The organism is Lysobacter defluvii IMMIB APB-9 = DSM 18482 (assembly GCF_000423325.1).
Classification (GTDB): Bacteria; Pseudomonadota; Gammaproteobacteria; order Xanthomonadales; family Xanthomonadaceae; genus Novilysobacter; species Novilysobacter defluvii.
The window spans coordinates 322,310-339,669 of record NZ_AUHT01000005.1 but is presented as its reverse complement, the minus strand read 5'-3'; the positions used below and the strand labels follow the sequence as shown (position 1 = coordinate 339,669).

Here is a 17,360-nt window from a genome sequence, read left to right as displayed (position 1 = left end):
GAGAGGGTTGGGGTGAGGGCAATCAAAAGCCCCTCATCCGCCCTTCGGGCACCTTCTCCCGCTGGCGGGAGAAGGGAAAAATCAGCCGACGGCGCCTTCCAGGCTCACTTCCAGCAGGGCCTTGGCCTCGACGGCGAACTCCATCGGCAGCTCGCGGAAGACCTGCTTGCAGAAGCCGTCGACGATCATCGACACCGCGTCCTCCTCGCCGATGCCGCGCGAGCGGCAGTAGAACAGCTGGTCGTCGCTGATCTTGGAGGCGCTGGCCTCGTGCTCGACGGTGGCCGTGGGGTTGCGGACCTCGATGTAGGGCACCGCGTGGGCGCCGCACTTCTTGCCGATCAGCAGCGAGTCGCACTGGGTGTAGTTGCGCGCGCCGTCCGCCCCGGGAAGCACCTTCACCAGGCCGCGGTAGGTGTTCTGGCCGTGGCCGGCACTGATGCCCTTGGAGATGATCGTGCTCTTGGTGCGCTTGCCGATGTGGATCATCTTGGTGCCGGTGTCGGCCTGCTGGCGATGGTGGGTGAGCGCCACCGAGTGGAACTCGCCGGTGGAGTCGTCGCCGGTGAGCACGCAGGACGGATACTTCCAGGTGATCGCCGAGCCGGTCTCGACCTGGGTCCAGTGGATCCGGCTGCGTGCGCCGCGGCACTCGCCGCGCTTGGTCACGAAGTTGTAGATGCCACCGACGCCGTTCTCGTCACCCGGGTACCAGTTCTGCACCGTGGAATACTTGATGTCCGCGTCTTCCAGCGCCACCAGCTCGACCACCGCGGCGTGCAGCTGGTTCTCGTCTCGCATGGGCGCGGTGCAGCCCTCCAGGTAGGACACCTGGGCGCGGTCCTCGCAGATGATCAGGGTGCGCTCGAACTGCCCGGTATGGCCGGCGTTGATGCGGAAGTAGGTGCTCAGCTCCATCGGGCACTTCACGCCCTCGGGGATGAACACGAAGCTGCCGTCGGAGAACACCGCCGAGTTCAGCGCGGCGAAGAAGTTGTCGCCCACCGGCACCACCGTGCCGAGGTACTGGCGCACCAGCTCGGGGTGGTCCTTGATGGCCTCGGACATCGAGCAGAAGATGATCCCCTTCTCCGCCAGCTCCTTGCGGAAGGTGGTGCCGACGGAGACCGAGTCGAACACGGCGTCCACCGCCACGCCGGCCAGCTTCGCCCGCTCGTGCAGCGGCACGCCCAGCTTGTCGTAGGTGTCGAGCAGCTCCTGCGGGACCTCGTCGAGCGACTTGTACTTCGGCCCCTTCGGCGCGGAGTAGTAGCTGAGGGCCTGGAAGTCGATCGGGTCGATGTCGAGCTTCGCCCAGTCGGGCATCGGCATGGTCAGCCAGTGGCGGTAGGCCGCCAGGCGCCACTCAGTCATCCACTCCGGCTCCTCCTTCTTGGCCGAGAGGGCACGGATGGTGTCCTCGTCCAGGCCCGGCGGGAGGCTGTCGGTCTCGATCTCGGTGACGAAGCCGGCCTCGTACTTGCGGCCGAGCTGCTCGTGGATCTCGCGGTTGGCCTCCGGGAGGGGGGCGGTCGCGGTGTCGTGTTCGGTCAGTTGCATGGACATGGGGGTGCCTTGGATCTCAGGCGCCGGCCAGGCGCAGGTCGATGCGCCGGGCGGGGCGGGGTTCGGGGGCGGGCGGCGGAGGCGCCAGCATCTGCGCCAGGGTCACGCTGCGCAGTGCGTCCGCGACCACCTCGTTGATGTGGTGCCAGCCGGCGCGGATGTCGCACTGGTCCTGGATGCCGCAGTTGCCGCCGTGGGTACTGCACTCGGTCACCGCCAACGGACCTTCCATGGCCTCGACGATCTCGATCAGCCGGATCTGCCCCGGGGAGCGCGTGAGCCGGTACCCGCCGTTGGCGCCGCGGAAGCCCTCCACCAGCCCGGCCTGCGCCAGCGGCTTGAGCACCTTGCTCACGGTGGGCGTCTCCAGCCCCGCGCGCTCGGCCAGCTCGGGCGCGCTCATGACCCGCGCCGCGTCGGAAGCGAGCACGGTCAGCACCACGGTGGCGTAGTCGGTGAGCCTGGTGACGCGGAGCATGGCGGGGCGGCGGGGACCGGGAAGTGCAATCAGGACCGGAATTGTACGGATTGCGGCGGGGTACCGGCAAGCCACGGGGCAGGCACGGTTCAGGGCGGCACTGGGGCACAATCAACCGCTTGCGTCCCAACCAGAGGAGCGGCGATGCCCGCCAAGGTCAAAGCAAGGCGTTCGGCCATCCACGGAAACGGCGTCTTCGCCACCGCCCCCATCCGCAAGGGCGAGCAGGTCATCGAGTACACCGGCCGCATCCGCACCCACGAGGAGGTGGATGCCGGCGAGCAGGGCGACGTCGAGTCCGGGCACACGTTCCTGTTCACGCTCAACGACGAGTACGTGATCGACGGCTCGGAGGAGGGCAACGTCGCGCGCTGGATCAACCACAGCTGCCAGCCCAATTGCGAGGCCGTGCTGCACGAGGACGAGGGCGGCGACCGCAGGCGCGACCGGGTGTTCATCGAGGCGATCGCCGACATCGCCGCCGGCGAGGAGCTGACCTACAACTACGGGATCACCCTGGAGGAGCGGCATACCGTGCGGCTGAAGAGGATCTGGGCCTGCCACTGCGGCTCGCCCAAGTGCACGGGGACGCTCCTGCAGCCCAAGCGCTGAGCGCGTCCGCATGACTCCTGCCACGGGCGGGAATGCACTGCGCGCGGCACCCTTGCCGGCCCCCCGCCTTTCCCTGTCCCATGCGCCTGACGATCGCGACGCTGCTGCTGGCCAGCGTCCTGCTTCCCGCCCACGCCGTCGAGATCGACGGCCGGCTTTCCCCCGGTGAGTGGGACCGGGCGCAGGTCATCGACGACTTCCGCCTGGTCGAACCGCTGACGGAGGCGCCGGCACCGTACCCGACGCGGGCCTGGGTGCTGTCCACGCCCGAGGGCCTGGCGTTCGCGTTTCGCAGCGAACATCCGGCGGGTGTCCCGCGCACCGGCCACCACACCCGCCGCGACGAGGCCGGGCAGGTCGACCGCGTCAACGTGATGGTCGATTTCGACGGCGACGGACGCACCGCCTACAACTTCGTGATCACCCTGGCCGGTGGCATCGCCGACGAGGTGGTCACCGCCGAGAGCAGCTTCAACGACGACTGGGACGGGGTCTGGCTGCACGCCGCCAGCGAGGACGAGGCGGGCTGGACGGCCGAGTTCCTGGTTCCGTGGCACACCGCGCCGATGCGCGCGGCGAACGGCGGCACGCGCCGAATCGGCCTGTACCTGGACCGCGTGGTGGCCGCCACCGGCGAGCGCATGGCCTGGCCGACCGCGACCTGGCAGCGCCCGCGCTTCCTGTCCGACTTCGCCCGCGTCGAGGTCGAGGCCCACGACCAGTCGCTGCTGGCGGTCACGCCCTACGTGGTGGGCGTCCACGACAACATCGGCGGCGGCACCGACTTCGATGCCGGCGGCGACCTCTTCTGGAAGCCCAACGGGCAGTTCCAGCTCGCCGCCACGGTCAATCCGGACTTCGGCCACGTCGAGAGCGACGACCTGGTGGTCAACTTCAGCGCCGAGGAGACCTTCTACAGCGACAAGCGCCCGTTCTTCACCGAGAACCAGGGCATCTTCGATTTCGGCCTGCTGATCGACAACAGCCAGCTGGTCTACACGCGGCGGGTGGGTGGCCCCGCCGACGACGGCAGCGGCCCGTCCGGCATCGACGCCGCGGTGAAGCTCAACGGGCGCGCCGGTGGCCTTGGCTACGGGGTGATGCTGGCCGAGGAAGAGGGCGACGCCGGCGGCTCCTTCGCCGCGGCACGGGTGCAGCACGAACTCGGCACGCACCACCTGGGTGCGATCGCCACGCGGGTCGAGCGGCCCTGGCTGGACCGGGAGGCGCGGGTGCTGGGCGTCGACCACCGCTGGCATTACGGCGACTCGCTGTCCATTGGCTCCAACGTGGTCGGGAGCGACATCCGCCAGCCGGGCGCCGACAGCAGCGACTTCGGGGCGACCACCCTCGTGGATTACCAAATGGAAAATGGCTGGCGGCAGCAGCTGCTGGGCATGCACTTCGGGGACGAGCTGGAGATCAACGACTTCGGCTACCTGGGCCGGAACGCGCTGGACTACGTGCACTACCAGCTCAGCCGCCGCGTCACCGGCCTGCCGGAAGGCTCGTCGTACGCCTCGCATGACTGGCGCGGCCGCATCATCGCCATGGACAACAGCGACGGCCTGCGGTTGCAGCGGCGCCTGCGGCTGATGCGCTCGAGCCAGCTGCGCAATGGCGGCAGCGAGTACCTCCAGCTGGAGCTGGATGCGCCGCACTACGACGACCTGATCACCCGCGGCGGCAATCCGCTGTGGCTGCCCGGGCGCTGGGCCCTGCAATGGGAGCGGGACCGCCCTCGCCGTGGCGCCTGGGAGTGGGAGCTCTTTGCCCAGGCGCGCGGTGGTGGCCTGTCGGGCAATGACCGGATCGGCTACCTCCTGGAAGTCGAGCCGACCCTGCACCTGAGCGACACCCTGCGGATCTTCGCCGGCCTCGGTACCGAGTACATCCCGGACTGGCTGGTGTGGCAGGGCGGCAACCGCGTCGGCCGCTTCGAGCACCGCTCACTGGAACTCGATGCCGGCCTGGACTGGGCCCTCGGGCTGCGCCAGGAGCTGCGCATCAAGCTGCAGGCGATCGGCATGGACGCACGGGCCACGGGCACCGTGGACGTGCTCGGCGACGGCGGGACGGTGGCCAGCAGCGAGGTGGCAACCGACTTCAGCCTGCGCAACCTCGGTTTCCAGGTGCGCTACCGGTACATGCTCGCGCCGCTGTCGGACCTCTACGTGGTGTACGGGCGCGGTGGCTACATGCTCGACGAGCTGTCGGTCGATCCGCATGACCAGCTGGCCGACGCGTTCCGCCTGCGCGACGACGAGCAACTGCTGGTGAAGCTCGCCTACCGCTTCGAGCTCTGACTCAGCGCTGGACCTCGCGCAGGTCGGCCGAGTCGATGCGCCAGTCGCCGCTGCCGTCCGCCGGCCGGCTCAGCGTGTAGCTTCCGGTGAACTGGACGCTGCTCCCGTCGCGGCGGGTGGTGTCCAGGGTCACCGGCACGGTGATGCGCTGCGTGCCCGCCGCGCCACCGCCCGCGGGCTGCGGTTCCATCATGTGCACGCGCACGTCGGCGGTGTCGGCGAAGCCGTTCGCGAACTGCTCCAGCGACTGGCCGCTGGCGCTGCCATCGCCCGCCCACAGCCGGTGCGCGCCGGCGTAGTCGCCCGCGCTGATCGCCGAGTAGTAGCTGCGTACCGCCGCCATGGCGCCGCTGGCTGCCGATCCCGGTGCGTCGGAGGGCGGCGGCGCCGGCGGTGCGGGAGGGGCGTCCGCCGCGATGGCCACCGTGCCGCCGTCGGCGACCGCGGTCCCCGGCGGCAGGGGCAGCCCGTCCGGACCGGCGTCCCCCGGCATCGGGAAGCCGTCCGCAGGCCCGCCCGCCAGGCGGTCCGGCACCGGGTCGCCGATCCCGTCCCCGGCCTCTTCCGTTGCTCCCGGCGTATTCCCGGCGCCCAGTGACACCACTGCCTCGCCGGCGCCGGGCTGGGGCATGCCCGTGACGCTGCCACCTGGGCTGCCGGCGGGAGTGGGCAGGGCCGGATCGGCAGGCGTGGCCTCCGCCGTCCCGGTCGTTTCCACGTCACGGTCGCCGCAGGCGGCGAGCGCCAGCACGAGGATCGGAGCCAGGGTGATCGTCTTGCGCATCTTCACTGTCCCAGGTCGAGGACCACGACGCCGTTCTGGATCGTGGTCGAGTTGATCTGGCGGCCGGCGATCCGTTCCACCAGCGAGTCGCCGAGCCGGTACACGGGCTCGTGGCGCGCGTACTCCGACAGCCACGCCTGGAGCACCTCGCGGGCGCTGGAATCGAGCCCCTCACCCAGCCTGTCGACGTCCAGGTCGAGCGACTCGATCACCGGGTCCTGCAGGTGCAGCCCGCGGGTGCCTGGGTCGTAGCGCAGCGCACTGCTGATCGCGAAATGCCCCTTGGTGGACCGGCCGCCGGCGACCGAGAAGTCGGTGTCGAACTCCAGCCGCAGCCGCTGGGCGTTGTAGGGGATCGACAGCGTGGGATCGGACAGGTCGAAGCTCACCAGTCCACCCAGCCGTTCGAACCGGCGCGGGAACTGCCGGTCCAGCGCGTGCTGCAGCTGTGGATGGGTGAAGGTCACCTGGCTACCCAGCATTGCCCCCAGCATCCCCAGGCTGTTGCAGCCTGCGACGAGGGCGGACAGTGCCAGTGTCACCAGAACAACGTGCAGCTTTCGCATCCGGCAGCTTCCCGACTTTGGTGCCGCAACCATACCGGCACCGTGTGTGAATCGGCATCAATCGCCGGCGGCACGCAGCCGCGGCAACGGGTCGAGCGCGCCGTCGCTCCCGTAGATCCCGTAGTGCAGGTGCGGCGGGGTGCCGCGGGCGTTGCCGGTGTCGCCCACCTCGCCGAGCGGCTGCCCGGCCTGGACCACGGCGCCCTCCTCGAGGCCTTCGGCCCAATCGTCCAGGTGCGCGTAGTAGTGCCGCTCCAGCGCCGGCCCGAGCACCCACACTTGGCGGCCTCCCAGCCCGGTCTCGCGGATGGAACTGACGATCCCGCGCGTGCTGCTGAGGACCGGCGTGCCGCGTGGCGCGAAGATGTCCACGCCTTCGTGGCTGCGCCCCCCGCTGCGTCCCGCGCCCCAGGTGTCGGCGATCGAACCGGGGGCGACCCCTTCCACCGGTACCGGCAGCGAGGACGGCGGATCGGCGCGCGACAGCTCCCACCAGGTGCGCGGCAGCTCCATGAAGGGCTGCTGCCACGCCCACCATCCCGCGGCCGCGAGCACGCCCAGCACCAGGGCGGTGCGCAGGAGGCCGGCAAGGGCACTGAGCAGGCGGTCCATGTCAGTCCGCCGGAGTGGCCGCGGGGTGCGGTGCCACCGCGGGAGCGGTTTCCGGTGCCGCGCGGAGCCCACGCGGTGCCGGGTTGCCGGTGTTGGCCGCCCACTGGCGCCAGGACTGGAACAGCTCCAGCATCGCCGGGCTGTGGTCGAGCGAGGGACTGCCCGTTGCTGGCACGCGTGGCCGCAGCACGGTGAACCAGCGGTGGGCGCCGGGCAGGGCGGATTGCGGACGCGGACGGCCTTCGGCGTCGGTCGCGACGACGGTCAGGCTGACCGCATTGGCCACGTTGCCGCCGATGGCGTACAGGCGCCTGGCCGAAGGCTCCGTCGCCACTACCAGGTCGCAGTGCATCGCGCGCGAGGGGCCGGAACCGACGTCGGCCACCTCGCTGAACTCCGCGCCGGCGCGTGCCGTGCACAGCAGGTCGCCAGGCGCGGGGACGACCTCGTCCAGGTCATGGGCGACGAAGGGACCGGGACCACCCGCGCGTGCGGCCACCGCCTGCTCGACATAGTCGTGGTGCAGGCCGCTGCGGCGGAAGGCGGGGACTCCCGCCTCGCAGGCAAGCCACGAGATGAAGGCCCCGGACCACGGGGTCGCCCAGCCGGCGCCCGGGATCGCGAACTCCGCGATCGCCTGCCGGCGCAGGACGTCGTCCCCCCCGGGGACCGCGCTCCAGTAGCCGGCGATCGCCGCCGCGACGCGGGGCGAGTCCTCCATGAGTCCCAGCCGCGCCGCACGCCGGCTCGCACGCTCGCCCACGGCGAAGTTGCGTGCCGGTGCAAGGATCTCGAACTCGCCCGCCGCTCCCCGCGGCACCGCCGTCGCGTCCTCCGCCGAAAGGTCCAGCACCGGCAGGCCGAACGCGGCCCACTCGGCCGCGGCCAGGTCGATCATGCGCTGGCGCGGGTCCCCGGCGACGCGGCGGCAGCCCTGGTCGAGCACGTGCCAGGTGGAGGCCGGCACCGGCTCGTAGTTGCCGTCGGGCAGTCGCCGGTACAGCGGCTCGGGGAACAGCCCCAGCTTCGCGCGCAGTGCCGGCCGCTCGTCGCCTTCGAGCAGGCGCACGCGCCGGGCCGGGTCGGGACTGCCGGCGGGACGTTCGAACGAGGGGATCGCGGGATCGGGGGGCTCCGCTGCCTCGGGGGCAGGGGCGTACAGGGCGGATGCGGCGGTCAGCAGCACGGCCAGGGCGGCCGCCAGGGTCTTGTGCATGCAGGCGTTCCCTCGTGGAGGGGCCAGTGTCCCGTGCGCGCCGTGAAAGGCCGGCAATGCGCCACGCGTGGCTAACGCATGCCTGCCTAGGCTGGTGGCTCCCACCGCATGACCAAGGAGCGACACATGGCCATTTCCCGCCACGCCACCGCCCGCTGGGAGGGCGACCTCAAGAACGGCCAGGGCAGCCTGAGCACCCCCACCAGCGGCCTGATGGACGACACCGGCTACGGCTTCAATTCCCGGTTCGGCGACGGCAAGGGCACCAATCCCGAGGAGCTGATCGCCGCCGCGCACGCCGGCTGCTTCACCATGTACCTGTCCAACCTGCTGGCCGAGGCCGGCCACGTGGCGACGCGCCTGGAGACCCGCGCGGAGGTCGACCTGTCCACCGAAGGCGGGCCCTCGTTGTCGCAGATCAGGCTGAAGCTGGAGGGCGAGGTGCCCGGGATCGACGATGCGGAGTTCCAGCGGCTCGCCGCGGACGCACGCGACAACTGCCCGGTCTCCAAGGCGCTGCAGGCGGTTCCGAAGTCGCTGGAGGCGACGCTCCGCAAGGGCTGACGCGCGTCACCAGTCGATGTGCCCGCGCACCACCGGGCACACCCGGCCCCCCGACCACACATCCCCTTCGGCATCGATGCGCAGGTGAAGGCGCGCGTCGAAGCCAACCTCGCGTCCCTGGCTGACGGTGTACGCGCCGTCTTGGCCGGGGAACGCGTCGTTGTCGCGCAGCCAGGCCGCAAGGGTGGCATTGGCCGCTCCCGAGGCCGCGTCCTCGAACCGCCGGCCGGCACCCACCAGGGCGCGCACCACCAGGTCGTAGTCGCTGCCGGGATCGGCGAAGGCGAACGCGCACAGGCCCATGCTGCCGGTATGGCCCGCCAGCGCCTCGATCGCGTCCCAGTCCGGCTCGGCCTCCCGCAGGGCGCGCTCGCTCGCGACCTCGGCGACCCACCAGCGGCGGCCGCCGTCCATCAGTGCCGGCGGCAGGCGCCCGGCCGGGAACGGGCGCAGCGGCGCGGCCAGGTTCGGCGCACCGCGCTCGCCCACCGCCACCACCCGGGCACGCGGCGTGCGCACCGAAACGGTGCGGGTGGCACCCTCGCCGGAGACGGCCAGCGGCAGCACGCCCGCCAGGCCTTCCTGCCAGACGTGGCCATCCACCACCTCCGCCATCCCGGCCTCCAGCACCGCGTACGCCGTGCCGACGCTCGGGTGGCCGGCAAACGGGACTTCCCGTTCCGGGCTGAACATCCGTACCCGGTAGCCGGCCCTGGGGTCCGTCGGCGGGAACACGAAGGTGGTCTCCGGCCGGTTGCTCCAGCGGGCGATCGCCTGCATGGCCGCCTCGTCCAGCCCTTCGCAGTCGAGCACCACCGCGAGCGGGTTGCCGGCGCCGGGGCGGTCGGCGAAGACGTCGAACTGGAGATAGCTGCGCTGGGGCATTGGACCGGGGCGGTGCGTGGGGCCGCGCATTGTAGGCGCCGGGCATGGCGCGGACCGGCAAGGATCGGGCACGATTGCTGCTTTCGCGCCCGATTCGGGGCAGCGCCGGCACGAGGTGCCCGCGCGGCAGAGGACTGACGGTGACACAGGCGACAGGCTGGCTCGTACTCAAGTTCGGCGGCACCTCGGTGTCCAGCCGTGAGCGCTGGGACACGATCGGCGAGCTGGCGCGCAAACGTGGCGGGGAGACCGGCGCACGGGTCCTGGTGGTCGTCTCCGCCCTGTCAGGGGTGACCAACGAGCTGCAGGCCATCTGCGAGGGCGACGACATGGCCGCCCGTGGCGCCGCCCTGGCCGCCCGCCACCGCGCCTTCGCCGCCGAGCTCGGGCTGGATCCGGACGTGGTGCTCGGGGACCGCCTGGCCGTCCTGGAATCGCTGCTGGCCGCGCCCGCGGCCGTGGAGCGGCCGCTGGAGTGGAAAGCCGAGGTGCTGGGACAGGGCGAACTGCTGTCCTCGACGCTCGGCGTGGCCTACCTGGCGGCGCAGGGCCTGGACATCGGCTGGTGCGACGCCCGCGACTGGCTGCTCGCCGAACCGATGCCCAACCGCAGTGCCTGGGGCGAGCGGCTGTCGGTGAACTGCCGGCGCGAGCCCGACCCGGAACTGGGGCTGCGCCTTGCCGCGTGCCCCGGGCAGGTCCTGCTGACCCAGGGCTTCCTGGTCCGCCATCCCGACGGCGGCACGGCCCTGCTGGGCCGGGGTGGCTCGGACACCTCGGCGGCGATGTTCGGCGCGCTGCTGCGCGCGCAGGCTGTGGAGATCTGGACCGACGTGCCCGGCATGTTCAGCGCCAACCCGCGCGAGGTGCCCGATGCCCGCCTGCTGACGCGGCTCGACTATGCCGAGGCGCAGGAGATCGCCACCACCGGCGCCAAGGTCCTGCACCCGCGCTCAATCCGTCCCTGCCGCCGCGCCGGCGTACCGATGGCGATCCGCGACACCCGCAGGCCGGAACTGCCGGGGACCCGCATCGACGGCGGCGCGGGCAACGTGCCAGGCGTCAAGGCGATCAGCCGCCGCGACGGCGTGGTGCTGGTATCGATGGAGACCATCGGCATGTGGCAGCAGGTCGGCTTCATGTCGGAGGTGTTCGACCTGTACCGCAGGCACGGGCTGTCGGTGGACCTGATCGGCTCCTCGGAGACCAACGTCACCATCTCCCTGGACCCCAGCGAGAACCTGGTCACCGGCAACGTGCTCGAGGCGCTGGCCGCGGACCTGGCGAAGGTCTGCCGGGTCAAGGTCATCGTGCCGTGCACCGCCATCACGCTGGTCGGCCGCGGCATGCGCTCGCTGCTGCACCGGCTTTCGGACGTGTGGGCGACCTTCGGCCAGGAACGCGTGCACCTGGTCTCGCAGTCCTCCAACGACCTCAACCTGACCTTCGTGATCGACGAGGCCGACGCCGACGGCCTGCTGCCGATCCTGCATGCGGAACTGATCCGGAGCGGCGCCATGCCCGTACTCGACGCGGGGGTGTTCGGCCCCAGCTGGCGTGAACTCGATGGCGCGCTGCCGCCGCGGCCGGCCCCGTGGTGGGACGGCCTGCGCGAACGGCTGCTGGAGCACGCGCGGGCCGGGACGCCGCGCTACGTCTATCACCTGGACACCGTGCGCCAGAGGGCGCGCGACCTGCGGGGCACCAACGCGGTCGACCGCTGCTTCTTCGCGATCAAGGCCAACCCGCACCCGGTCATCCTGGCCACGCTGGTGGAGGAGGGCTTCGGCCTGGAGTGCGTGTCGGCCGGAGAGTTGGCGCACGTGTTCCGGTGCCTCCCGGAGCTGTCGCCCTCGCGGGTGCTGTTCACGCCCAGCTTCGCGCCGCGGCGCGAGTACGAGGACGCGTTCGCGCGCGGCGTCACCGTCACCATCGACAACATCGAGGCGCTGGAGCGCTGGCCGGAAACGTGGCGCGGCCGCGAGGCCTGGCTGCGGCTGGACCTGGGTCGTGGTGATGGCCACCACGCCAAGGTCCGTACCGGCGGCGTGGCGGCGAAGTTCGGCCTGCCGCTGGCGCGGTTCGAGGCATTCCTCCAGGCGGCGCGCGCGCTGGAACTGCGCATCACCGGCCTGCACGCCCACCTGGGCAGCGGCATCGAGCACCCGCAGCACTGGCGCGAGGTGTACGGCGAACTGGTGGCGCTGGCCGACCAGGTCGGGACCGTGGAGAGCATCGACATCGGCGGCGGCATGTCCGTGCCCTACACCCCCGACGCGCGGCCGTTCGACCTGGCCGCCTGGCGGGCGGGGCTGGAGGAAGTGAAGGCCGCCTGCCCGGGCTATCAGGTGGTGGTCGAGCCCGGCCGCTACGTGGTCGCCGAGGCGGGCGTGCTGCTGCTGTCGGTGACCCAGGTGGTGGAGAAGGACGGCGTGCACCGCATCGGCGCCGACGCCGGCATGAATGCATTGATGCGCCCGTCCATCTACGACGCCTGGCACGGCATCCACAACCTGTCGCGTCCCGCCGATGCGCCCACGCGCGTGTTCGACGTCGTCGGCCCCATCTGCGAGAGCGGCGACGTGCTCGGCCATGCGCGCGCGCTGCCGGTGGACACCGAGGAGGACGACGTGCTGCTGGTCGCCGATGCCGGCGCCTACGGCATGGTGATGGCCAATACCTACAACCTGCGGGCGCTTCCCGCAGAGGACGTGATCGAATGAAACCCGAGAAGTCGTGGCGCTTCGAGCGCGACGCGATCCGCAGCTTCCGCTTCGTGCGCTGCAGCCTGGACCACGACACCGGCGAGGCGCGGCTGGTCTACGCCTTCGACGACGGCCCGGAACTGGTGGAGACGGTGCGCTTCCCGGGCGCGCCCTTCGCCATGGACGCCGCCCGCGCGCAGGCGGTGGAGCGCGCGCTGCGGCTGCTGCACCTGGTCGCCGGCATCAGCTACTACAAGGCCGCGGTGCCGGAGCGGATCGAGGTCGACGGCTACCTGGTCGACGAGGCGACCGCCGCGCTGCTGGAATCGATCTACCTCAACGGCCTGGGCGAGTTCGCCTACCGCAACGGGCTGGACCTGGCCGGGCGCATCCGCTTCCCGGCCGTGGAGTCTCCCGGCACCCGCATTCCGATGCTCGGCCTGCGCTCGCATGCGCTGGTCGCGATCGGCGGCGGCAAGGATTCGCTGGTCAGCGTCGAGGCGCTGCGCGGCGCCGGGGTGGGGCAGACCGTGGCCTGGGTCGGCGGCTCGCAGCTGATTGCCGCCTGCGCGGCGCGCACGGGGCTGCCGGTGATGAACATCGGCCGCGAGCTGGCGCCGGAGCTGTTCGAGTACAACCGCCAGGGCGCCTGGAACGGGCACATCCCGGTGACCGCAGTGAACTCGGCCATCCTGGTGGTCGCCGCGCTGCTGCACGGGGTCGACCAGGTGGTGTTCTCCAACGAGCGCTCGGCCAGCTACGGCTCGGTCATCGAGGGCACCGGCGAGGTCAACCACCAGTGGTCGAAGGGCTGGGACTTCGAATCGATGTTCGGCGAGTACGTGTCCGCCCACGTCGCCGCCGACCTGCACTACTACTCGCTGCTGCGGCCGCTCAGCGAGCTGGCGGTGGCACGCCAGTTCGCCCGCAGCCAGCACTACGACGCGCACTTCTCCAGCTGCAACCGCAACTTCCACCTGCTGGGCGAGCGCCCGGTCAGCCGCTGGTGCGGGGTCTGCCCGAAGTGCCACTTCGTGTTCCTGGCGCTGGCGCCGTTCATGAGCAAGCCGCGGCTGATGGGCATCTTCGGGCGCAACCTGCTCGACGATCCGGAGCAGCAGGGCGGCTACGACGCGCTGCTGGAGTACCGCGACCACAAGCCCTTCGAGTGCGTGGGCGAGGCGCGCGAGTCCCGCGCGGCGCTGGCGGCGCTTGCGGCGCGGCCGGAATGGCGCGAGGACGCGCTGGTCCGGCGCTTCGCCGAGGAGATCGCGCCGCAGCTGGACCCGGCGGAGCTGGCGGTCGAGCCGCTGCTGGTGCCGGAAGGTCCGCACCGGATCCCCGACGCGCTGTGGGAGCGGGTGGGTGCACGTTTCGGAGCTTGACGGCCGGCGGGTCGCGCTCTGGGGCTGGGGTCGCGAGGGCAGGGCGGCATGGCGGGCGATCCGCGGCGCTTTGCCCGGACTGCCGCTGACCCTGTTCTGCCGCGCCGACGAGGTCGACGGCGCACTGCGGGTCGATGCCACGCTGGCGGTAGAGACCGACGCTACGGCGGAGCGCCTGGCCGCTTTCGATGTGGTCGTGAAATCGCCGGGTATCAGCCCCTATGGCGAGGCCGCTGCGGCCGCCGCGGCACGGGGCACGCGCTTCCTCGGCGGCACCGCGCTGTGGTTCGCCGGCGAGGCCGACGCCGACGGCATCGTGGCGCGCACCGCCTGCATCACCGGCACCAAGGGCAAGAGCACCACCAGCGCATTGATGGCGCACCTGCTGCGCGCCGGCGGACACCACACCGCGCTGGCGGGGAACATCGGCCTGCCGCTTCTGGAGCTAGGCGGTGCCGACGCGGACTACCGCGTGGTCGAGCTGTCGAGCTACCAGACCGGTGACGTTGCCGACAGCGGCGCGCGGCCGGAGGTCGCGGTGGTGCTCAACCTGTTCCCGGAGCACCTGGACTGGCACGGATCGCACGAGCGATACCTCGCCGACAAGCTGCGGCTGGTCACCGACGCCAGGCCGCGCATTGCCGTGCTCAACGCCGCCGATCCGCGGCTGGCGGCGCTGGAACTGCCCGGCAGCGAGGTGCGCTGGTTCGGCCACGAGGCCGGCTGGCACCTGCGCGGGGACCTTCTCTTCCGTGGCGACCAGGAGGTGATGGACACCCGTCCGCTGCCGCTGCCGGGCCGGCACAACCGCGGCAACCTGTGCGCAGTGCTCACCGCGATCGAGGCGCTGGGGCTGGATGCGGCTGAGTTGGCCCCGCATGCCGCCGGCTTCGCGCCGCTGCCGCACAGGCTGCAGACGCTGGGCGAGCGCGACGGACTGGCCTGGGTCAACGATTCGATCAGCACCACGCCACAGGCCACCCTGGCGGCGCTGGAGTGTTTCGCCGGGCGCCAGGTGGCGGTGCTGGTGGGCGGGCACGACCGCGGCCTTGACTGGAGCGGCTTCGCCGACGCCATGGACAGGCACGCCCCGGAGGCAGTGGTGACGATGGGCGCGAACGGACCGCGCATCCACGAGCTGCTCGTACCGCTGGCCAACGCAGGCCGGTTCCGGCTGGCGGCCGCCGATGATCTCGCCGACGCGGTGGCGCAGGCACGCTCGACCCTCGATCCTGGCGGGGTGGTGCTGCTCTCCCCGGGGGCGCCGAGCTTCGGGCCGTACCGGGACTACGTCGAGCGGGGCCGGCACTTCGCCACGCTCGCGGGCTTCGATCCCGACATGATCAGCGCGATCCCGGGCCTCGGCGTCGCCTGAGCCGTCCTGTGCGCCCGCTACGTCCGGTCAGTGGTCCCGGCTGACGGTGTAGGCCGCCAGGCCACGCAGGGCGGCGACGTACTCGTTGTCGTCCAGGCCGTCGAGCGCGGCGATCGCGCGTTCGGCGAAGTCGCGCCCGCGCTCGCGGCTGTAGTCCAGGCCACCGGTGGCCTGGATCGCGGCCAGCACCTGCGGCAGCGCGCCGGTGTCGCCGTCCTCGATCGCCTTGCGCAGCGTCGCCGCCGTTTCCGCATCGCTGTGGGCGATGGCATGGATCAGCGGCAGCGTCGCCTTGCCCTCGGCCAGGTCGTCGCCCAGGTTCTTGCCCAGGGTCTGCGCGTCGGAGGCGTAGTCGAGCACGTCGTCGGCGATCTGGAACGCATAGCCCAGGTACAGCCCGTAGTCGTGCAGCTTGCGCTGCGTCGCCTCGTCGGCGCCCGCCAGTAGCGCCCCCAGCCGGGTGGCGGCGGCGAACAGCACCGCGGTCTTGCGCTCGATCACCCGCAGGTAGGCCGGCTCGTCGGTGTCCGGGTTGCGCACGTGCAGCAGCTGCAGCACCTCGCCCTCGGCAATGCGGTTGGTGGTGTCGGCGAGGATGCGCTGCACTTCCATCGAATCCAGCTCGACCATCAGCTGGAAGCTGCGCGAGTACAGGAAGTCGCCGACCAGCACGCTGGTGGCATTGCCCCACACCGCGTTGGCGGTGCTGCGCCCGCGGCGCAGTTCGGACTCGTCGACCACGTCGTCGTGCAGCAGCGTGGAGGTGTGGATGAATTCGATCACCGCCGCCAGCTGGTGGGCGTCGGCGCCGCGATGGCCCAGCGCGCCGGCAGCGAGAAGCACGAGCATCGGCCGCAGCCGCTTGCCGCCGGCATTGATGATGTACTCGGCGACCTGGTTGATCAGCACCACGTCGGACGCGAGCCGCCGCCGGATCAGGGCATCGACCGCCTCCATGTCGTCGCGCGCGAGCGCCTGGATCTGCGGCAGGGAGGGGGCGGTGCGGGTCTGGGCGTCCATGGGCTGCAGCGTCGGGGGAGGCCGGGGATTATAGGTCGGCCAGCCAGGTTGCCCGTGACGCGTAGGTTGCGGTGTTTTCCGACGCGCCCGAGAGACCCGGTCCGACGGACGGAGCCCGTCCGGTCGCCGGTATACTGGCCCGGCATTCGCCCCAGGCCGACCGGCCGGGTGGCGTCCCAGACAGCGAATACGTACAGGACCGTTCCCATGGCACGTGGCATCAACAAGGCGATCCTCGTCGGCAACCTCGGCAACGACCCCGAGGTCCGGTACACACAGGGCGGCATGGCCATCACCAAGATCAGCTTGGCCACCACGTCGGTGCGCAAGGATCGCGACGGCAACCAGCAGGAGCAGACCCAGTGGCACCGGGTCACGTTCTTCGGGAAGCTGGGCGAGATCGCCGGCGAATACCTGCGCAAGGGTTCGCAGGTCTACGTCGAGGGCGAGATCCGCTACGACAAGTACACCGACAAGGACGGGGTGGAGAAGTTCTTCACCGAGATCGTCGCCAACGAGATGCAGATGCTCGGTGGTCGCGGCGAGGGTGGCGGTGGTGGCGGCGGCGGTGCCCGGAGCGGTGGCTTCGGCGGCCAGGACCGTCCGCAGCGCCAGCAGCAGGGTGGCCAGCCCCCGCGCCGGGAGCAGCAGCCGGCCCGCACCGCCGATTTCGACACCGACTTCGGCGACGACGACATCCCGTTCTGATCCGCGCCAGGCAGCATGAGGGTCATCCAGACCGGGCTGTCGGGCTGCGTGGTGCTCGAGCCACGCGTACTGGCTGACGAGCGCGGCTATTTCTACGAGGCCTTCCGGCTCACCGGGCTGGAGGGCCTCGGTATTTCCCCCTTCGTGCAGGGCAACGTCTCGCGCTCGGCGCAGGGCGTGCTGCGCGGACTGCACTACCAGTGGCCCAACCCGCAGGGGAAGCTGGTCTCGGTGGTCGAAGGCGAGGTCTGGGACGTTGCGGTCGACATCCGGCAAGGCTCGCCGCACTTCGGCCGCTGGACGGCAGTCGTGCTCAGCGCGGAGAACCGCCGCCGGTTCTGGGTGCCGGAGGGCTTCGCGCACGGCTTCGTCGCCCTGAGCGAGCAGGCCGAACTGCACTACCTGTGCACCGCGCCTTACGACCGCGAAGCGGACGCCGCCATCGCCTGGGACGACCCGGACCTGGCGGTCGACTGGCCCGTGGCCGAGCCGGTGCTGTCCCCGCGCGATGCCGCGGCGCCGCGGCTCGGGCAGGTGCAGGAATCGCGATTGCCGCGGTTCTGACCCGATCCGGTGTG

General features: G+C 71.4%; 16 protein-coding genes. 8 read left to right on the top strand and 8 right to left on the bottom strand.

Annotated features, from left to right (window positions below; all coding sequences use genetic code 11):
• Positions 1–81 precede the first annotated feature (81 nt).
• A complete protein-coding gene (gene sufB, locus G545_RS0103875) occupies positions 82–1,560 on the bottom strand; it encodes a Fe-S cluster assembly protein SufB (RefSeq protein ID WP_052106611.1) in 1,479 nt (492 codons plus the stop codon).
• A gap of 22 nt (positions 1,561–1,582) precedes the next feature.
• The gene (locus G545_RS0103870; RefSeq protein ID WP_027069243.1) at positions 1,583–2,044 is read right to left on the bottom strand and encodes an SUF system Fe-S cluster assembly regulator; all 462 of its coding nucleotides are present in this window, start codon (positions 2,042–2,044) and stop codon (positions 1,583–1,585) included.
• 144 nt (positions 2,045–2,188) lie between these two features.
• On the opposite strand from G545_RS0103870, the gene G545_RS0103865 reads away from it, so the two are divergent.
• Entirely contained in the window at positions 2,189–2,656 is a 468-nt protein-coding gene (locus G545_RS0103865) for an SET domain-containing protein (RefSeq protein WP_027069242.1), read from the top strand.
• Positions 2,657–2,736: 80 nt separating this feature from the next.
• Positions 2,737–4,962 carry a DUF5916 domain-containing protein gene (locus G545_RS0103860; protein ID WP_027069241.1) on the top strand — a complete coding sequence of 742 codons (2,226 nt, stop codon included), beginning with the start codon at positions 2,737–2,739 and terminating at the stop codon, positions 4,960–4,962.
• 1 nt (position 4,963) lies between these two features.
• On the opposite strand, the gene G545_RS14920 is transcribed toward G545_RS0103860, so the two are convergent.
• Genes G545_RS14920 through G545_RS14915 form a run of 4 tightly spaced genes read right to left on the bottom strand, consistent with a single transcriptional unit; the run spans position 4,964 to position 8,140 of the window.
• A complete protein-coding gene (locus tag G545_RS14920) occupies positions 4,964–5,746 on the bottom strand; it encodes a hypothetical protein (protein WP_154656511.1) in 783 nt (260 codons plus the stop codon).
• Between the two features lie 2 nt (positions 5,747–5,748).
• Positions 5,749–6,312 carry a DUF1439 domain-containing protein gene (locus G545_RS0103850; RefSeq protein ID WP_161625768.1) on the bottom strand — a complete coding sequence of 188 codons (564 nt, stop codon included), beginning with the start codon at positions 6,310–6,312 and terminating at the stop codon, positions 5,749–5,751.
• 57 nt (positions 6,313–6,369) lie between these two features.
• Positions 6,370–6,924 carry a M23 family metallopeptidase gene (locus G545_RS0103845; RefSeq protein WP_027069239.1) on the bottom strand — a complete coding sequence of 185 codons (555 nt, stop codon included), beginning with the start codon at positions 6,922–6,924 and terminating at the stop codon, positions 6,370–6,372.
• A gap of 1 nt (position 6,925) precedes the next feature.
• Positions 6,926–8,140: a DUF2272 domain-containing protein gene (locus G545_RS14915; protein ID WP_052106889.1), complete on the bottom strand. Its 1,215-nt coding sequence runs from the start codon at positions 8,138–8,140 to the stop codon at positions 6,926–6,928.
• A 126-nt stretch (positions 8,141–8,266) separates the two neighbouring features.
• On the opposite strand from G545_RS14915, the gene G545_RS0103835 reads away from it, so the two are divergent.
• Complete coding sequence (locus G545_RS0103835; RefSeq protein WP_027069238.1) at positions 8,267–8,704, top strand: OsmC family protein; 438 nt, start codon at positions 8,267–8,269, stop codon at positions 8,702–8,704.
• Positions 8,705–8,710: 6 nt separating this feature from the next.
• On the opposite strand, the gene G545_RS0103830 is transcribed toward G545_RS0103835, so the two are convergent.
• A complete protein-coding gene (locus G545_RS0103830) occupies positions 8,711–9,589 on the bottom strand; it encodes a PhzF family phenazine biosynthesis protein (protein WP_027069237.1) in 879 nt (292 codons plus the stop codon).
• 140 nt (positions 9,590–9,729) lie between these two features.
• Here G545_RS0103830 and G545_RS0103825 point away from each other — a divergent pair, with 140 nt between their 5' ends.
• From G545_RS0103825 to murD, 3 genes are read left to right on the top strand one after another with little or no spacing between them, the layout of a single operon-like run.
• Complete coding sequence (locus G545_RS0103825) at positions 9,730–12,312, top strand: bifunctional aspartate kinase/diaminopimelate decarboxylase (RefSeq protein ID WP_407059619.1); 2,583 nt, start codon at positions 9,730–9,732, stop codon at positions 12,310–12,312.
• Positions 12,309–13,679, top strand: coding sequence for a UDP-N-acetyl-alpha-D-muramoyl-L-alanyl-L-glutamate epimerase (gene murL / locus G545_RS0103820; protein WP_027069235.1), 1,371 nt, complete (start codon positions 12,309–12,311; stop codon positions 13,677–13,679). Before G545_RS0103825 ends, murL begins: the two co-directional genes overlap by 4 nt.
• Positions 13,660–15,054: a UDP-N-acetylmuramoyl-L-alanine--D-glutamate ligase gene (gene murD / locus G545_RS0103815; protein WP_027069234.1), complete on the top strand. Its 1,395-nt coding sequence runs from the start codon at positions 13,660–13,662 to the stop codon at positions 15,052–15,054. Before murL ends, murD begins: the two co-directional genes overlap by 20 nt.
• Positions 15,055–15,081: 27 nt before the next feature.
• Here the strand turns inward: murD and G545_RS0103810 are convergent, their stop codons facing one another.
• Positions 15,082–16,074, bottom strand: coding sequence for a polyprenyl synthetase family protein (locus tag G545_RS0103810; RefSeq protein ID WP_027069233.1), 993 nt, complete (start codon positions 16,072–16,074; stop codon positions 15,082–15,084).
• A 207-nt stretch (positions 16,075–16,281) separates the two neighbouring features.
• Here G545_RS0103810 and ssb point away from each other — a divergent pair, with 207 nt between their 5' ends.
• Both ssb and rfbC read left to right on the top strand, forming a co-directional pair.
• On the top strand, positions 16,282–16,782 hold the full coding sequence (gene ssb / locus G545_RS0103805; RefSeq protein ID WP_027069232.1) for a single-stranded DNA-binding protein: 501 nt from the start codon (positions 16,282–16,284) through the stop codon (positions 16,780–16,782).
• Positions 16,783–16,797: 15 nt separating this feature from the next.
• A complete protein-coding gene (gene rfbC, locus G545_RS0103800; protein ID WP_027069231.1) occupies positions 16,798–17,346 on the top strand; it encodes a dTDP-4-dehydrorhamnose 3,5-epimerase in 549 nt (182 codons plus the stop codon).
• Positions 17,347–17,360: the final 14 nt, after the last annotated feature.